The sequence below is a fragment of the Arthrobacter sp. Leaf69 genome (assembly GCF_001422645.1).
GTDB lineage: Bacteria > Actinomycetota > Actinomycetes > Actinomycetales > Micrococcaceae > Arthrobacter.
The window spans coordinates 272,943-291,199 of sequence record NZ_LMLR01000013.1 but is presented as its reverse complement, the minus strand read 5'-3'; the positions used below and the strand labels follow the sequence as shown (position 1 = coordinate 291,199).

Here is an 18,257-nt window from a genome sequence, read left to right as displayed (position 1 = left end):
GGTCCCCTGCGCGCTGTGGTTCCATGGGCTCACTACATCGGACGAGATGAATGGAGAAGGAACCATGGCTGGTGGTCGTCTGGAAGGAAAAGTCGTTCTGCTGACAGGCATCGGGGGCGGAATGGGCCGGGTTACCGCCCGGCTATTCGCCCGCGAGGGCGCCACGGTCGTCGGTTGCGACCTCCATGCCGACGGAGCCGCAGAGACGGTCCGCCTGGTGGAAGCCGACGGAGGCGCGATCGAATCAAGCGCACCGATGGACCTGGGCAACCGGGAAAACATCGATCGCTGGGTCGGCGGCGCAATCGAACGCCATGGCCGCATCGACGTCCTCTACAACAACGCCAGCATGCCGAAATTCGCGCCGTTCGCACAGATGAGCGACGAGGATTACCGGTTCACCATCCAGAACGAGCTGGACCTGGTGTGGCATGCCAGCCAAAGCGCCTGGCCGCACCTTGCCGCCGTCGGCGGTGCGATCGTGAACATCGGTTCTGGAGCCGGGATCCAGGGTGCCCGGGCCCTGCCGCAGGCCGCCCATGCTGCCGCGAAAGGGGCCGTCATCGCTCTCACTCGGCAGCTCGCGGCCGAGGGTGTCGCCGTCGGCGTTCGCGTCAATTGCGTAAGTCCTGGTGTCATGGCGACGCCGCCGGTACTCGCGATGTTCGAGGAATTCGGCGAGAACGCACCGGTCGCCCCGATCATAGAGCGCACGATTGACGGCAAGCCCGGGGACCCACTCGCCGTCGCGTATGCAGGCCTCTACCTCGCCTCCGAGGAAGCGAAATGGGTCACGGGATCCCACCTGGTGGTAGACGGCGGAGCCAGCGCGATGATGTAGATCCAAGCGGGGCCGAAAGGGTCGTCATCGGCCAATCCGCGTTGCTTGCTCGATTCCGGAGGCAGTTTTGCGTGCCCGGCGGCGCCGGAAACAACGGTAGGAATGGCAATTTTGCCCCGAAGCTCCTCGAGCTCACGTCTCAGCGCCCTGTCTGCCGCATCGGAGGGGCGGGCACGAAGTTTGACCCGGAGTGGCATTGTGGCGGCACAGTCCACCGGGCCGTAACCTGCAGACAGTCATCGGACTCAGTTGGTAGTGCCGAATGGACGAGCCAACTGTGCACGTCCGCTACTTGAGAAGAGTCATGTAGCCGCAGCCTCACCCTGCCATGAAAAGTCAAGAACACAGATCCATCAGCCGACCCAAGGGAGGAGCCACCGGCCACAGCAACGGCCACCAACAAAAATAGGCCCCGGCAGGGGCCCATCAGTGAACATTTTGTGCACACTCAGAGGCCCACAAGCCACTGAACAGGGAAAACACGTGCCCGAGGTGGGACTCGAACCGGACTCCAGCCCCTGAATACTCGCCACTCCCCCGAAATCCTCCGCAATCCGGCCCAGTTCGGCACCAGTACGACCCGATCCGAAGCCCAGGGTGTGCACATTGTGCACACCCTCTCTTTGCCTGCTTTCGGCGACCCCAACCAGGCTGCTTATACGGCCGTCCGGGCGGGGCAGCTGTGACTTGCGCGCAATTTCGCAACGGTCTGAAGGGAAAGCCTCGGGAACCGAACCAGCCCCGAACAAGTGCTGCACGGTGGGGCTGTCCTCATGCTGGACGTCGACGAACATCATGGCGGCGGGTTCCTCCTTTCCGAACATCTCATGGAGAAGCGAACCACCACCTGCATGACCGCCCGACAGTCCGGCCCTCCACTAAGTGAGTACGGACCATCAACGATGCAGCCGTTCCCGTCACCCCAAGCGAACACAACTCGCATTGCGGAACGTCGCCCCACAAGCCGTCGGCCTGGTCAACATCCTTCAACGAGTACTCGTTCGCTGCGTCAAGGAGTCAACGAAACCCCGGGCAGCCCCCCAAAGGATACGGCTGTATATCCAAGCCATCGTGCCAGCGCCTGATGTGCCGCTTGCCCAAGGAGCCGCCACAAGGCTGTTGGACTCGTTTCGGTTCGGGACCAGGCGTCCTTTCCAGAAGTCTTCCGCGCCACTTCATGAGACACTCACAGGCCTTCAGTGCCCGGATTTCAGGGGTTTTGGCTTCGTCCAACCAAGCTAGAGTTCCTGAGACGCCAGCAATGAACCGTCAGCGCCGACACCCACGCCGTGTCGCGTCCCGAAACCACCGGCATCCCAGCAGCAAAGAGATAATCAAAGCGATGCAGGAACGGGGTGTCCGGCCACCAGCCACGCTAGCTTGGCCCCGCTCCTGTTATGTCGTGACCGCGGAGCCAGACGAGCAAGGGGACACCTGATGGACCATGAGAAGCCGAAATGCATTGACACGACCTTTAACGTCAACTCCGATGCTCAAGGGAAAGACCCGGACAAGTACAGCCCGACCCTGAAGGACTACCACCGAATGCTGTGGAGCAAGAAGCTGCCCTGCGCAAACGGGCGTTTCGATCTGGCTCCGGAACTCAAGGCGTACCTTGTGCACAGGTCCTCGAATGGTGTCTTTTTTATGGCCAGCGACGCCATCGCAACCAGACTTCAGAAGCGGGCGGGACGGATCATCAGGAACATCCCTCCGGAGGACCTACCAGCGTGGCCTGGCTACACGATTGGAAGCTCCATCGTGTTCCCGGGTAACAAAGTCGACGGGAAGATGACCATCAACGGGGCCCGCGGCTTCAACGGCAAGATCGCTGACCGTTTCGACCTGACCCTGGAATGCATTCGCCGCTACTACGACGGCCGCCAGGAGTGGAGTCCCCTTGAAGACGTCCTGCTCAGGTACGAAAAATTCTTCGACCTGTTCTGCGACTTCAACGGGTACGTCGACTTTTTCCTGCTGCAGGACCTTTTGAACGATGACGGGACCATCGACTACTTCCACGACTTCGACGACTTCAACACTCCCGCCGTTCCGCAGGACGAGGCCGAATACCTGAAGTACCTGGCCAAGAGCAACAGTTTCATCAGCGCACGCAACGCCAGGATCGCCGCAGAACCCTGCATGGCTCCCAGCTGAAATGCAGTAAGCGCTGAAGTTGCTTACCCGGCAGCGGGGTGAGGCCAGCTAATTCGACGTCAACAGACGGGGTCTGCAGGCCCTTCACCTCAGGCCGAGCTATGCGCTGTTAAGGACGTGGTTCCTGGGAGTCGGCTGCGCCCTGCAAATTGTCCATTGACATACAGGCGGGGCCCTGTGGTCGAATCACTCCCAAAGCCGGAGGCCGGCGCATAACTACGGGGGAACAATGCTGCTGACCGCGATGCTCGACGGGAGTCGGGTCGACGCCACGACGTACCGCAAGGAGGCTTGGTCTGAGCTGCAGGAGTCTGAGGACCGGAAGCGCATGGTCATGCCTGTATGTGGCGTGCGTGCCGTGGCTAAGACCCGGGGTGGAACCACCAAGTTCTTCGCGCACCTCCGGAAAGCTGGCTGCAAGGTCGATCACGGCGGCGAGACACCGCAGCATCTGGCCATGAAGGAAGCCCTGAAGCTGTGCATCGACCAGGTGCCTGGCTGGCATGCCATCGTTGAGCACCCGCACCGCTCCCGGGAATGGATCATCGATGTCCTGGCCGAGTCGGACGACCTCACGAGGAAGGTCGCCTTTGAGGTGCAACTGTCATCGCAGACCCCGGACAAATACTTTGCCCGTTCCCAGCGTTACTTCGACAGCAGCATCTTCCCCGTCTGGCTGGTGCCGCGCCGGCTGGAGTACCACGAGACCAAGGTGCCAGTCTTGGTGACCGGCTTCGGTAAATCGTCCACTCTCCCAGAGAGCGTCACCGACTTGCTGGCGCTCCCGGCCGACCAGGACTTCGTCCAGGCCAAGAACAACCTCGGAAACTTTGTGGCCGCCCTGCTTCGGCAAGGCCCGCGCTGGAGGGCTGGCTCACCAAAGCACCAGGCTGCCCTGCAGAAAGCCGCGGCCGACAGGGAAGCGGCGCGGGCTGAGGCCGAGCGTAAGAAACTTTTAGCAATCGAGCAGGCCATCGCGGAGATGAATGATCGCTCCGCCTCCCCTGAGGCGGCCTTCGGTCAGCATCTCATCAGGACGCCGACGGACACTTTCGTGTGGGGAAGCCTCACATCCTGCTGGAGTTGCGAACAGCCGATGCTGGTCTGGGATGCCCGCATCTGGGCCAGGGGTAAATACGCTGGGGCGCCCGGATTGCGGGTGAAGCCCGACGTAGGAGAGAAGCGGTGGGAGAACCACCCCGAGGTACACCGCGCCATCGACAAGTGGTTCCACGCTGCCAAGTCCGACATTCCCAAGGCAACTATCCAGAAGAGGCGCACCAAAGCCAGTGGCCGGCTCTACGGCGCATTTGTCTGCCCCGGCTGCGACAGCACCATGGGTCAGTTCTTCATCTCCTGCATTCGGCCCGAGAAATGGTCGCTCCTCAGCAGCCCCAACGCGGTGCCGTCGACGGAGCGATCAGCGGGCACGTCCTCGGCTGCGAGGATTGAAACAGAGGCAGGGGCCCATCCCGCAGTCCACACTGTCACTCCCCCACTCCCGGCCGCCGGGGCCGGCACGTCGTTACGGTGCCGCCTCCACTCGACGCCGAGGCAGGCATGCGACTATTGCCGGCGGGCGCAGGGCTAGTTCAGGTTCATGCCGAACTGCCGGGTCAGGAGTGCCCGTTTGAGATGGGCCTCGGCGGCATCGACCTGCGCCGCCGGCGCGCTCGGCGAAAAGACCTGCAGGATGCTGAACTGGAAGTGCTGCCGGTGCCGGGCGTCGGCGGCGGCCAGCTCCCGGAGCGCGACGTTGCCGCCGTGGCCGTTCTTGGCATACTCGCTCCAGCGGCCAAAGAAGCGCTCGGCTCCGTCGGCCTTCCCCACATACATCCTGCCGTTGCTGGTGTCGGCGATGAGGTAGATTCCCTGCACGGAGCTGAGGGCCGTCCGCCACTGCCCGTAGCGGTCATCGGTGATGACGGCCTGGAGCTCGTCGAAGCTGACAAGGAGCGAGTCAAATCCCGGGAACGGCACGCTGGACGGGTCGGAGATCTCGACAACCGTCATGGCGGTTGCCTGGTCACCCGTCTTGGCCCAGTTCACCGTGTCCTTCGTCCACTCGATCACCAGCCGGTCCGCCAGGGCTGCGAACACCGGGGCGGGCCGCAGGTCGAAGAAGCGGCGAATATCGGTACGCTCCGCCAGGACTTCGCCATGGTTTTCGTGCGCGGCGATGAACCGTGCCCGCCGGCCGGTCGTGGCGAGGAAGTTCAACCAGATCCTCGGAGGAGCCGCTGGCAGTTTGCTGTTGCGGATGCCCTGTTCGCGCACGTACGGCAGCAGGCCAGGCCCCATCGCGTCCGCCCGGGTTTTCAGCCCATCCGGCTTGAGCGTGTGCCGGATGACCTGCACATCCTCTGGTGCCAGTCCAGAAGCCTGAAAGAGATCTCCGAGGCTCAGTTCGCCTGAGTTGCCGTTATCCATGTCCTGCCTTCGCTTCGGTCATTTGCCCCCGGATCTCGGAACGCGTCTTCACAGTTCCGGAAACTCCGGAGAGCTTATCGCTCAGCGGATTCTAGCTTGCCCAGCCATGATGAGATTTCCTCCATGGCTTTCTGTGGCTGGGAGCAGCGGAGTACACGCGAATCTCAAGGTAACGGGTGCTGTTGATCTCCAGCGGCGGCAGGTCATCTTCTCTCAGCCGGACCACCAGGTAGCCGGCGGCCAGCAGGTCGGCAGTCTTCCGCACATCGGTCAGCACCTTGGCAGGCTCGCGGTGCCAATAGGCGCCGTCGTATTCCCCGATGAGTTGGCGGCCGCCGACTCTACTTCCCAGTAATGTCAAGGATCCCACTCATTGCGGGCGAGGAGCATGTGTCAGTCTTTCCTCGCGCCACCTCGGGCAGCGGGGAAGGGGGCCGTGAGCACCGCGACAACGGCCCCGAGGGTAGTCGCCCAGTATGGAGACGTATCCGGAAAATAGGTTTCCAGATGAACCAGGCGCCGGCGCCGACCGCAACGCCGCATACGAGGGCCGCGATGTACCTATCGATGAAGTACTGGTTCAATTTCCATTATTTGCGTGTGGTGACCGCGGGCTGGATGTGGGCCAGGAACCGCGAGACCAGCATCCCATGGTGGAAGAGTGTTCACGAACGCTTCCGAACCGAAAGATCCAGCGGCTCAGTGCCGGGACAGCTGTCATTCGAAATTTCACCTTGCCACAATAGATAGTCTTTCGCGCTCCGCTGCCACCACACGTCGTGCAAGCTCGACCTCAGATACATCAACCGCGTCGGGAGCCTGCTTCGCGATAAAACTGTCCCGAGCGAACTCGTCAAAGAGCTGCCTCTTGTCTTTCAGGATGTCGCGGATGCGCTCGTCGACGCTATCTTCCGTAAGCAGACGGTGCACTTGGACGGTGTCGGTCTGACCCATGCGGTGAGCTCTCGCGATCGCCTGTGACTCCATCGTGGGTTTGATCTGCGGCTCGCAGATCACAACGACCGATGCCGACTGGATGTTCAAGCCAACACCGCCCGCGGTTATCTGCGCAACGAGCACAGCGCCGTGCCCGGCCTGTGAGAAGCGGTCAACGAGCTTCTGTCGATCCGCTGCAGCGAGGGATCCAGTGAGGGGGCCGAAGACCTGTCCGGGTAGTAGTCGCGCGACCTGGTTCAGGACTTCTCGGAAGTATGAAAAGACGATAATCCGTCGTCCATTAGCTTCGGCTTCTCCTGCAATTTCTAGCAGTCGGCTGACCTTCATAGATTGTTCCGACATCATGGCGGCGCGTCGCATTAACATGAACTGGCCTTCCCTTACCGCTCGGCCGTAAGCCAGCTCATCAGAGTTTGACATCCCCATCCACTCGTCTATCTCGACCACTTCGGGAAGCTCTGTGAGCACATCCTCCTGGTTACGGCGTAGGTAGGCTGGCGCGACATGCTTGCGAAAAGCCTTGGCGAGATATTCAGGCGCTTCCTTCGCGAGGTCGGGGCGGATATAGCTGATCAGATTGCGGAACTCGGCGACACTGTTCTCCAATGGCGTGCCAGTCATCAAGATTGCGTACTTCGTGGAGTTGATGATCTCGGCCGCTGCGAGCGAGCGCTTCGCCCTGGGGTTCTTGATGTAGTGCGCCTCATCGAGAATGACGACCCCCAGATCGACTCCGCTCAGGTACTCCTTTGTCCATGGCAGGAGATCATATGTGGTGACGGCGACGCCGCCGTTCTTGGCCCACGCCTTTGCCGCGTGGTTTCGCTCCCATAGCGTGCCGTGGAGGCGTGAGGCCTTCAACTTGGTGTGCTTTGCTGTCTCGCGAGTCCAATTACTAACGACCGCGGCCGGACAGACAACGAGGAAATGCGATTGACCGCGCGCACGGAGGTGGGCGAGCACGGCAAGTGCTTCAACCGTCTTACCCAGCCCCATCTCGTCTCCGATGATCACCTTTTCTTGCACGAGGGCGAATCGTGCACCGAAGCTCTGATAGGCGCGAAGCGAGGCGGTGAGATAGTCCCGCTTCAGTTCCTTGGCACGCACTGCTTCAACAATCTCTTCCGGGAGATCGCCGTGCATGCTCTTCTCATCCTCGGTCATGAATCCGAGTTCACTGAGCATGCCGAAATAATCAGCCGGTCGGGAGAGGAAATCAGTCCAAATGCTTGCAGAACCGAGGGGAGAAACGATGCGGTTCAGCGCGTCATTCAACACATCTGAGGCGGCTGGGGGGCCTTCATGAACCTTGCCTTCCATGATCACCAGGACCCCGAGGGGCATAGTGCTGCTCTTCTTCTTGATGAGTCGAGATAGACCGCTTGCCAGCGCCACTTCGTCTTTGGTCGGGTTGAACTTCCGTGCGTTGTCCCAGCGCGCGAGCGACTCAAGTAGCGCGGTAGTTGCCTTTCCCTTCCGCTTTACGTCGATACGGACGGGGGTCTCCTCTCGTACAGCCTCGAAAAGACGCAGTGACGCCTGCGCGATAGGCCGCGCGGTCGCTTCGCCAAGACCGGGCAAGGACTCTAGTAAATAATCGTCTTGGAAGCGCAGAACGTCCCAAACGTTGTGCAGATCGTAGTCCTGCAACGGAGTTGTCCGAAGCTGCCCCTGTGGAGCTGCTTTGCGTAGGACTTCCAGATCCATCGCCTTCAGCGCATCGGCAACGTCTCCCGCTCGGACTTTATCGGCCGCTGCATGTGCCTCAGTCGCTGCCTCCTTCGCGGCGTTCTCTGCGTTGGTAATGAGCGGGAGCTTGGCCCACGCGTCCTTCAGTAATTTGATGGGGACGGTCTCGGCGATAGTGTAATTCGCGGGCAGGTAGGCTTTCAGCCCAAGGGAGGGAACGAGTAGCTGATTGGGGTCGGTCGGCATGTCCTGGAGGTTGAGAGTCAGTCGCTCCAGCTGCGCTTTGACGAAGTTGGCGGCCTCAAAGGCTTCCAGAATAACTTGGTGGGCACGCTCACATTTTCCTCCAGCCTCGCACTCCCAGTCGGAGTTGAAGCCGTCACCAACCACCGCGGCGACCCGGCTAGCCAGCGCTGCGGTTTCAGTCAGGAACTCGTTGTCTTTTTGAGTGAGCGCGGCGTCCCGAAGGACAGAGAGGCTGGCCACCAAGACGTCACTGCTCTCGCGCAGTGGGAGCAACCTCATGGCTGTGCGGCTGATCTTAATGGAGGCCGATTCGTCAGTCAGTTGCTGGACCGTGGCTTTTGCGTTGGCCAATGCATCCTCGCGAGTGGCGTGAATTTGTTGCACCAATTCCGGCCAACCTAGGACGTCCTGGTAGAGAACTGCGACCTTCTCTCGCTCGTCCTTAAGCAGATTCCCTACCCGATCACGGGCCGCTACGACTGCTTGCCCCTCGCCCGATGCCAACAGATCCGCATGAGCCTCACCTAGGAGAGACGCAGATTCATGGGCACCTTGGCAGCCGTCCGCATCGCATGAGCTCGGGTCGAGGAGGCGCCGAGCTTCAGGGCTATGCGCCTCGCTGAGGTTTTGGACCCTCGCCGCAGCAGTGCGCTCGATTTCTGAGAGAGCCCCGGTCCGTGTCAGAGGCAGATGTTCGGCCTCGATCAACGCGAGTGACGCTGCCATCCCCCACTCTTCAAGGTCATCTAAAGCGGTGCGCAGTCGCGCCCGCTCATCCTCCATCTGTTCTTGTATGCGGGCACCGGCCGCCACAACTGCCTGCCCGCCGCCCGATGTGAGCAAATCCAGATATGCCTCATTCAAGAGCGAGCCGGCTCGGTGAAGGCCACCACAATGCCCAGATTCACACGAGGCGGGGTCAAGTAGCTGCCGTACCTCAACGCTGTGTTCAGCTACGGTTTCTCGAATGGTGGCCGCCGCCGTTCGCTCTCCTTCGGTAAGTGCGTATGTCCTCGTTAGGGGCATATGTGCGGAGCAGCGCAAGACTAGTGAGGCTGACCGATCCCACTCCTCAAGGTCATCCAACGCCCCGCGAAGTCGCTCCCACCCCGCTGATCGCGCTGCCTGGAGCCGTTCGGCCACGCTAAGTATGGGGTGATTCGTTCCGTGCGCGGTGAGTGAGGCGTGCAAAGCTGCCAGTCGTGCTGTTGCTTCGTGGGTCTGCGAGCACAACTTGCTGCTGCAACTCATCTCCGCTGCAACAATGTTATATATACCAGCATCTGTATCGTAGGTTTGGATGAGAGTCTGAATGGCGTTCGATTCAGACTCCGACAGCACCCCTGCAGGATTGATTGGCATGTGCTCCGCGGCGAACTCGGCCCGCTGTGCGGCAGCTCTCCAGGTGGCCAAATCACTAAAGATCTGAGGCAGTCGGGAGCGCTCACGCGAAAGTTGAGCTGACACGCGGGTCGCGGCAGCACTTATTCGCTCTGCAGTCCCGACCTGGCGTCCGACAATCTGCGCTTCGTGCAGAATCCTGGTGGACCCGTGGGCCTTAGCGCAGGCGCCTGCCGCGCACCAGGACGGATCCAGAAGCTTCATCGACTCATCGTGGTGCTCATTAAGAAGGTCGATGAGTGCTAGGCCAGCACTACTTTCGTCATCTCCGAGAGCCCGGTCTCGGGTGATTGGCAGATGAGAGGCCTCATGGAGCATCTGTGACGCCTTGTTTCCCGTTGTGGTCAGGGAGCTCAGAACGTCGGCGAGGTCGTCGCGTTCAGCGACTCCGCGTGCGGCCAGTTCATTCTTGAGTTGCTCGAGACGTTGTGGGGCGTCGATCGAACAGTACCAATCCCGGAAGTGAGCAAGTCGGGCAGCGGCGTCATGCGCGGGTTGGAGTCTCTTGCCACTCGTGAGCCAGGTTGTCTGTGTCAGACGGTCGGCTTCGTAAGGATCGCCGGACTCAGCTGCCTCCTCAACCCTGACCAAGAGATTCCAGTCATCGTCCGCTAAGTTGGCTGAGCCTGAAAGCGGCAAGTGCGCAGCGAGTTGCCGGACTTCTTCGACTGTCTGGATCCAACCCCGCACTTGTTCGATAAGCACGCTTAACTGTTGGCGCTCGGCGCGCTTCATCGAGCCCCCTTGGCAGTATCCTTCATGATGGTTGAAGGTCCGACGCGAAGCGGGCCGGCTGGATAGCATCCTACGCGAAGCTGGAGGAAATCAATTGAAGCTAGAGGACTTGGCGCCGGGCCTGCAGATTACTGGCGTCGTGCCTCACGAGGTAGTGCAGGTGATTTTCGGTCAACCTCATGGTCAGGACGCAGTTGAGCTGACGTACAAGACATCCTCCGGTGCCTTGGGACAGCGCGTGATGTTCCGGCGTGACGAGGATGCGCTTGCGGTCTCAACTTCGGGAAGCCGTCCATTCGACGCTTCATCCATCGACTTCAAAACCGTCGCTGAGGCACAGAGAATTAAGCTCGCAGGCCTGTATGACCCAATGCTCGCCGTCGCGACAAGTAACGTTCAGCCGCTTCCTCACCAGATCCGCGCCGTATACGGCGAGTTGTTGCCGCGCACCCCCTTGCGATTCCTGTTGGCGGACGACCCAGGGGCCGGGAAAACGATCATGGCGGGGCTCTATATCAAGGAGCTGATCCTTCGTGAAGACGTGCAACGGTGTCTCATAGTCGCGCCAGGCGGTCTGGTTGAACAGTGGCAGGACGAGTTGTTCTTCAAGTTCGGTCTGTCATTCGAGATCCTCACAACGCCCATGATTGATACAAGTCTGGGCCACGACATCTTTGAGAATCATCATCTGCTTATCGCGCGCATGGACCAGCTCGCACGCAACGAGGACCTCCAGCAGCGGCTACGGAATAGTTACTGGGACTTAGCGATCGTAGACGAGGCGCATCGAATGGGTGCGCACTACTTCGGCAACAAGTTGGAAAAAACCAAACGGTTCCAACTCGGTGAGCTGATCGGCGAGGTATCTCGGCACCTCCTCCTCATGACCGCGACGCCACACTCAGGTAAAGAGGAAGACTTTCAACTCTTTCTTAGTTTGCTCGATAAGGACCGATTCGCCGGTAAGAACGGCGCCTCCGTCGACACCAGTGACGTCATGCGCCGAATGGTTAAGGAAGACCTTCTAACGTTCGAGGGTCGCAAGCTCTTTCCAGAAAGGATTGCCGAGTCTATCCCCTATGAGCTCACCGAGCTGGAGAATGAGCTCTACCAGCAGGTGACCGACTACGTTCGTAACGGCATGAATCGAGCAGCCAAGCTCGATGGCAAACGTCGTAACACCGTCGGTTTTGCATTGACCGTTTTGCAACGGAGGCTTGCTTCTAGCCCAGAGGCTATTCACCGTAGCCTGGTTCGTCGCGCGCAGCGACTGGAACTCACTAAGCGTGGCATTGAGAACGGCACCTATCGCGGGGATCGCGATGTCCTCAGACCCGAGCGCTACAAGTACATAACTTCGGACATCGATATCGTCGAGGTGTCCGCCGAAGATCTCGAGGAGTTCGAAGAGAACGTAGTTGACGCTGCGACTGCCGCAGAAACGATCGTCGAGCTGGAATCAGAAATCCTCGAGCTTGCGTCACTAGCGGAGGTCGCGAGGGAAGTACGCGACCGCGGGGATGACAAAAAGTGGTCAGAGCTTCGATTGATCCTTGAAGACAACGTCATGCCGCTGGATTCCAATGGGAAGCCACGCAAGCTCATTATCTTCACGGAGCACCGAGACACCCTGAACTACCTCATGGAGCGCATTACGCACCTTATTGGCCGCCCAAAGGCTGTCGTCGCGATCCACGGTGGCATTCGCAGAAACGATCGCCGTGCCATAACCGAGGAGTTCACTAAGAATCCGGATTGCCAGATAATGTTGGCAACGGACGCCGCGGGCGAGGGTTTGAATCTCCAAGCCGCACATCTGATGGTCAATTATGACTTGCCTTGGAATCCAAACCGCATCGAGCAGCGCTTCGGGCGTATTCATCGCATCGGGCAGACGGAGGTTTGCCGGCTATGGAACCTCGTCGCCGCTAATACGCGGGAGGGCGAAGTCTTCACAGCGCTGCTTAACAAGATCGAGGAGCAGCGGAGAGCCTACGGTGGCAATGTTTTCGATGTCCTAGGTTCGGCTTTTGCAGATACGCCCCTTCGGGAACTGCTGATTGAGGCGATTCGCTACGGCGAACTCCCTGAAACCAAGGCACGTATGCATCAGGTTATCGACCGAAGCGTGTCCGAGGGGTTGCAAGAACTGCTCAACGAACGCGCCTTAGCCAACGAGCACCTGTCCGATGCCGATCTTGCCAGCCTCCGAGCGTCGATGGATGAAGCTCGTGCTCGTCGTCTTCAGCCTCATTACATCGAACTGGCTTTTAAGGAGGCCTTCACTCGATTCGGCGGCAAAATAGTGAAGCGGGAGAAGGGCCGCTTCGAGGTCGGTCATGTGCCGTCCGCGCTTCGCAACGGCAAGTACGGCCCGGTCGCCACGAGATATGAACGCGTGACTTTCGATCTCAGCCTCGTACACGATGACGAGGGAACCAGCCCGGACTTACTGGCACCAGGTCACCCTCTCCATGATTCCGTGATGGACCATGCAGTTACCACCCTGGCCGGAGTCCTCAACCGGGGCACAGTGCTTGTCTCCGCAAGAATTGAGTCGCCCTGCCTACTCGTAGGGGTTGTCGAAGAAATCGTCGACTCGTTGGGCGCTTCGGTCGCGCGCAGATTCGGTTACGCCTATGTGAGTGAGGACGGCGCAGTCACCGACGCCGGTCCGGCTCCGTACCTTGACTGCATGTCGGCGCCTGACGTTGCCTCCGTTCGCCAGGCGAAGGCACTTCCGTGGCTACACAGTGCAGAATCAAATGCGGTGAGCTGGATTATCGAGAACGAATTGCCCAGCTACCTTACTGCTATCCAGCCTCGCCGATCGGCCGAACTCGACAAACAGCGCGGGTTGGTCGAGGCACGTCTCAAATATGAGATTGAACGACTTCTCTCGGAGGCGGTGGCCGCAGCCGAGCGGGAGAACCTTGGGGAGAAGCTGAAAGAGTCCTCGGAGAGCTTGAGCCGAAAGGCGACGGACCTCCAAAGGCGACTCGACCGTCGGCTCGAACTCATCGACCAACAGGGCAAAATGTCCACCAAATCGCCGCTAATCGTCACAGCGGCGCTTGTTCTTCCTGCTGCGATGCTTGATTCCGATGTTCCTATCGATGGCAGGCCGATGAGCGAGGCGCCATCAACGATCGTTCAGCGTCGCAGCATTGAGCTTGTGCTCGCACAGGAGTGCGCAATTGGCCGGGTCCCAGAACTGCACGCGAGCAACACTCATGGCTACGACATCTTGTCGACCGACCCTGTGTCCGGTCAGACCTACCGCATTAAGGTCGTCGCACACGTTGCTGAAGCGGCCGATTTCTGGGTCACACACAATGAGGTTGTTACGGGTAAGAATGCTAGACCGCACTATCGCCTTGCTCTCGTTCGGCTTGACTCAGGTCACCCCGAGGGCGGTGACGTCCGCTACCTTGACAACCCCTTCGCAAACGTTGAAATAAACGATTTTCAGGCCACAGGACATGCGGGGAACTGGCACCGTAGTTGGACGCGCGGGAAGGCGCCTTTCTGACACCTAGATATAGGCTCCTGCAACGGCCGCCCTGCTTCACACCGTGCCCTGATGCAGTGGTAGCGACAGGGTGGGTGTCCGAACCTCTGAGCTGAGAGGGGTTGGTGGATGACGTCGGGCGAGCCCTGCCGGACGGCCTGAGCGAATGATTCGCACGGAGTCAGGAGCGAGGCGCCCGTTAGCCGATCCGCATACGGACGATGGGGTGTGGCCGTTAGCTCCGGGTTATGAACTGGACCTGGATCCGTTTGAGCTCAGCTCGTGGAAGTACTGCGGTCACGACGCCGCCGCCTGCCAGATGGGCTCCGATGCCGTATACGAACGGGTCCGTATCGATCTCCGCCCCGGGCACGTCGACTCCGTTGATGACGGTCCTGGCCTGGCCGTCGACCATCCGGCCGGTTACTGCGGGTGCGTGCTGGTCCCACGGTTTGCCGCCCGGCCAGAGCTCCTGCCGGTACTGGTTCATGAGGATGTGGTTGACATGGTCAGCCAGGAGGCTTTGAACCGAAGAGCGCTCGGACGGCTCGCGGTGCCAGGTGGTTCGCACGGCCTCCCACAGCTGCGGATAGCGCATTCGTTCCACCTGCTCGATCAGCCAAGGGGGCCGGGGCCATGGCGGAACTTCCTCGATCGCCTTGCGTGTCTCCTCGTCGAGGTCCGCGAGGTTAACCGGGTCTGAGCGATCATCCGGGTTTCGCCAGAGCGTGTAGGTGATGCTCGCCGTCATTTCGCTGTACCCACGATCATCCAGGCCATAGCTCAGACCGACGGAGTCCGTGTCCTCCAGCGACGGTTGGGGCATAAGCCCCAGCACCGGAATAGGCATGAGTTTCAAGTTCTCGACCCATTCGGCACGGGGGTCGGGGGCGTCTTCGGGGAGAATGCCAGCCAATCTCATCCCTCGACTATGAATCAAACGAGGGTGCCTGTAAATGGGAATGAGTTTCAGGCTCCAAATGTCCCGGTGGGGGTTCCCCATACGGACACCCAATCGCAGTGCAGACGACTTCTGACATTCAGTGCAGACGACTCCTGAAAATGACACTCCATCAGCAACATAGCCCGTGCAGGGGTGTCCCACTTCCTTAGTGGTGGGACGTGTCCCAAAATGTCCATGGGAGATTCGTGCCGCTACTTACTGAAGGGCTTGTCACGTTACTGAAGGGCTTGTCACGCGGCCATACTGAAGTCATGAGCTTAGATTTTAGACGGCGGCTCGGGACGCCTGCACAGTGACAGCCGTACCCTCTGGTCTCATCGGCTATCAGGAACGAGTCGAGTGGATGGGCCACGAAGTCCTTACTCTGGCCGAGGTCTGGCCGGAGGATGTGCGTGCGGTGATAGTCGGAATCAATCCTTCACAGACGAGCGTCGACTCTGGTCACTACTTCCAAGGGCAGGGAGCTCGCGGGCAGGTCCTGAAACTTGTCAAGGCTGGGCTCATGACACCCAGCAAGGACGAGCGATTCTTTGAACGAGCGGCTCTCGAAGCCGGTGTTGGATTCGCAGACCTCGTAAGGCGGCCGACGCCGAACTCCAAATCGGTCCCGGCCGCTGAGAGGGCATACGGGCGAGCAATCTCCGAAGAAAAACTTGCAGCAAAAGACGTACCCTTGGTCATCGGAATTTATGCGCCACCCATCAACGAGCTAATGCGAGGCCCCACAACGCCTGGATTCCAAGAGCGGCCAACGTCTTGGGGCGCACGAATCTTCCGAATGCCTGGTCCAATGCACGAGCGGGAATCTGCCGCGGCGATTATGGCGACTTTAAACTTCGACTAAGCGGAACCGCGGCGTGGTTGTTGTCACTCGTCGGAACGTCGGTTCACAGGCTATGTCCGGGCTGCTTTAGTCCTACTCTAGCCGCGCGACTTCGTGCTGCTTGCTGAGGCAATTCGCGCTGTCCCACTTCGTTGGAAACTGGGACACCATTGCTTGTCCCGGCTTCCAATGGCGTCCTGTGAGAATCTGCTAGTGGGCTGGTAGTAGTTTGCCAAGAACTCACCGGAATCCAAGTAGCCTACTCACCATGACTTCCAGGCAACCCATTAGCCCTGAGCTTCGCGCTCGACTGGTCGAATTGTCGACCCTATTTCTGCACTGCCGTGAAGTGTTCGTCGAGGTGAACGATCGCTACCGGTGGTCCCCTGGACCAGAATCTGGCGCAGCCAAAGCTGCCGCGGATTTGCCGTCACCTGACACCCGGGTCCCTGACCCGACTGGGGAGACAGGTCACCGAATGATCGCGGAGGTCGTTCAGACCTTCCTTCTCACTGCCAGTGGTCATCTCGGTGCGCTAGCAAGCCTCTATGCAAGCGTTGAAGTGCATTTCTCGCCACCACTCCTGATCCGAGCGGTAATTGAGAACTGTGCTCACGCCCTTTGGGTTCTCGGGGATGATCCAGATGAGTCCTCGGAGAACCGGCTCGCGCGCGCCTACCTCGAAGAGCTGCTGAGCGCGGAAGAGGCGAAGAAGAACGCTGGTCGCATGCACACGAAATCTCACCCGAGCTATCTGCAAGCTGAACGAGCTTACAAGGCCCTCAAACGTCAAGTCTTGGCTAGATTCCCCGGCGCGAGCCGGGAGGACCTTGGGGAACGTCGCCTCAACGGACAAGTTTTTCCCGGCCTCGAATCCTCAGTGATGTGGATGTACGCGCTTACTGAAATGCACGGGGGCACGATCGGCAAGGACTCAGCATCGGGCATCTACGGCTTTCTTTCGAACAGGACCCATCCAACGCTCTATCCGGCGAGACAGCGGCGTCGATGGCACGACGAGGGAGACGGACGCCAGGTCGCGTACGTACATGTAGAGATCGTCGATCTTGAGAATGAGGCTCGAGCCGCTCTGGCGGCCTTCTACAATGCACTCAACTACACGGCCTCCTATTTTGGTTGGCCCACTGCGGAAATCAACCGCCTCGAGGCGCAGATCGAAGAGGCGATCCCAACGTTCTTCCGGTGAGTAATCAGTGATTGTGTTGTCAGCAACGATGAGTGCACGATGACCCGCTCCGGGCGGACGGCCCTTACGCGAACCAAATGTGGATACGAGCGTCGGGGGTGAAGTGAAGTAGTCAGTGTGTTCCATTTCCTTGGAACCAGGATGACCCCGGCGGGACACTCCCCCGCCGACCGCAAACGGTAGCCCGCCGCGTAACTTCGCCGTCCCATATGTTGTCCCACATCCCCCGCCACAATCATCGTCACAGGTGCAATCTTCGGTACGGTGCGGGCGGCACGGTCTTGCGCCGGCGCTGACGGGTCCCGGCTCGTCAGCCCACGCGGATGCCATGGTCAGCGAGGAACTCGCGGGCACGGCCCATCTGGCGGTCGGCGGAGAAGGCGTACCACTGTTCGCTAAGGTTCTCGCCGTGGACGAGGTCGCGGAACCGGAAGAAGGCACCTTGCCCTCGATCGCCCGCTCCAGCCGCTCTCGGAGAGTCTCATCGTGCTGCCGCTCGGCGAAGGACGCCTTGTCCCGCCAGCCGTTCCGCGAACCGGCGCGGTTGAGTCGAAGCCAACGCTCCGGCTCCTCCTCCACGTCGATGGCGGCGTCCTCACCGACCATCATCGGGTCAGTGGCGCTGTCGTCGTACACCTGCCCGGTGCGCAGGTCGAGGTAGCCACCGGTCGACAGCTCGGGATCCCCTTCCAGAACGGTGCTGAGCATCTCGAAGGCTACCGGCACCACTCGGCCAGTCAGCGGCACGCGGCGCAGACCGGCCAGCAGGTCCTCGGCCAGCAGCTGGTCACCAGCGCCTCCGCGCCGAGTCAGCCGGTTGATGACCGAAAGTGCCCCCGGCTCGGCTTCCTGGCGTCTCTGCTCCAGCGCCATCGGTATGCCCGCCCCCACGCCTACGAAGATGGGGGCCGAGAGCAAGAAGGCGCAGACGCCTCTTCCGAAGACGAAACCTAGGGCTCATGATCCTCGTCGGTGATTTCGCCGGATTCGATCTCCCAGGCAGTGCCTAGCGGAAGTCGTAGTCCTCGTCCATTCCGCTAGAAAGCCATATATCCTCGGCGTCCGACTCGCTGAGATAATTGCTCAGCGCGGTGTCGTCACCGCTGTTGTGATCCTCACCGATTGTGCAACGGCAGTCCTCGCCGTAGGAGATGCCCGGTTCGTCTTCTATGTCGGTAAACTTCTGATGCTTCGCCCCTGTGGGCATCGGATCCTCACCTTCGTGAATTCGTTCGATCTATGAACGCCGCGGAGAGCGTGGCGGCATGCTGGCGATTCGCGTATGAATAGAGGGCT

General features: G+C 60.1%; 11 protein-coding genes. 6 read left to right on the top strand and 5 right to left on the bottom strand.

All coding sequences use genetic code 11. The features are described 5' to 3' along the window. Window positions 1-64: 64 nt before the first annotated feature. The 3 genes from ASE96_RS14250 (at window position 65) to ASE96_RS14240 (ending at window position 4,589) form a co-directional block, all read left to right on the top strand. Window positions 65-841, top strand: a complete 777-nt coding sequence (locus ASE96_RS14250; protein WP_082492750.1) for an SDR family NAD(P)-dependent oxidoreductase — start codon at window positions 65-67, stop codon at window positions 839-841. Window positions 842-2,278: 1,437 nt separating this feature from the next. After that, on the top strand, window positions 2,279-2,998 hold the full coding sequence (locus ASE96_RS14245) for a DUF6994 family protein (RefSeq protein ID WP_056431686.1): 720 nt from the start codon (window positions 2,279-2,281) through the stop codon (window positions 2,996-2,998). A gap of 229 nt (window positions 2,999-3,227) precedes the next feature. After that, the gene (locus ASE96_RS14240) at window positions 3,228-4,589 is read left to right on the top strand and encodes a competence protein CoiA (protein ID WP_056431683.1); all 1,362 of its coding nucleotides are present in this window, start codon (window positions 3,228-3,230) and stop codon (window positions 4,587-4,589) included. Here ASE96_RS14240 and ASE96_RS14235 read toward each other — a convergent pair. From ASE96_RS14235 to ASE96_RS14225, 3 genes are all read right to left on the bottom strand, one after another. Next, complete coding sequence (locus ASE96_RS14235; RefSeq protein WP_056431680.1) at window positions 4,586-5,428, bottom strand: GIY-YIG nuclease family protein; 843 nt, start codon at window positions 5,426-5,428, stop codon at window positions 4,586-4,588. The two genes, ASE96_RS14240 and ASE96_RS14235, sit on opposite strands and share 4 nt — an antisense overlap. A 91-nt stretch (window positions 5,429-5,519) precedes the next feature. Next, complete coding sequence (locus ASE96_RS19225) at window positions 5,520-5,789, bottom strand: hypothetical protein (RefSeq protein ID WP_156367611.1); 270 nt, start codon at window positions 5,787-5,789, stop codon at window positions 5,520-5,522. Window positions 5,790-6,157: 368 nt separating this feature from the next. Next, the gene (locus tag ASE96_RS14225; protein WP_162238831.1) at window positions 6,158-10,456 is read right to left on the bottom strand and encodes a DEAD/DEAH box helicase; all 4,299 of its coding nucleotides are present in this window, start codon (window positions 10,454-10,456) and stop codon (window positions 6,158-6,160) included. A gap of 94 nt (window positions 10,457-10,550) precedes the next feature. Here ASE96_RS14225 and ASE96_RS14220 point away from each other — a divergent pair, with 94 nt between their 5' ends. Further along, on the top strand, window positions 10,551-13,988 hold the full coding sequence (locus ASE96_RS14220; RefSeq protein WP_056431670.1) for a helicase-related protein: 3,438 nt from the start codon (window positions 10,551-10,553) through the stop codon (window positions 13,986-13,988). A 214-nt stretch (window positions 13,989-14,202) separates the two neighbouring features. Here ASE96_RS14220 and ASE96_RS14215 read toward each other — a convergent pair whose 3' ends face one another. Continuing rightward, complete coding sequence (locus tag ASE96_RS14215; protein WP_056431667.1) at window positions 14,203-14,889, bottom strand: hypothetical protein; 687 nt, start codon at window positions 14,887-14,889, stop codon at window positions 14,203-14,205. Between the two features lie 1,343 nt (window positions 14,890-16,232). Here ASE96_RS14215 and ASE96_RS14210 point away from each other — a divergent pair. Both ASE96_RS14210 and ASE96_RS19220 read left to right on the top strand, forming a co-directional pair. Next, on the top strand, window positions 16,233-16,961 hold the full coding sequence (locus ASE96_RS14210) for a hypothetical protein (protein ID WP_200913061.1): 729 nt from the start codon (window positions 16,233-16,235) through the stop codon (window positions 16,959-16,961). A 486-nt stretch (window positions 16,962-17,447) separates the two neighbouring features. Next, a complete protein-coding gene (locus ASE96_RS19220) occupies window positions 17,448-17,915 on the top strand; it encodes a hypothetical protein (protein ID WP_056431663.1) in 468 nt (155 codons plus the stop codon). Window positions 17,916-17,967: 52 nt separating this feature from the next. On the opposite strand, the gene ASE96_RS14200 is transcribed toward ASE96_RS19220, so the two are convergent. Further along, complete coding sequence (locus ASE96_RS14200) at window positions 17,968-18,168, bottom strand: hypothetical protein (RefSeq protein WP_056431659.1); 201 nt, start codon at window positions 18,166-18,168, stop codon at window positions 17,968-17,970. Window positions 18,169-18,257: the final 89 nt, after the last annotated feature.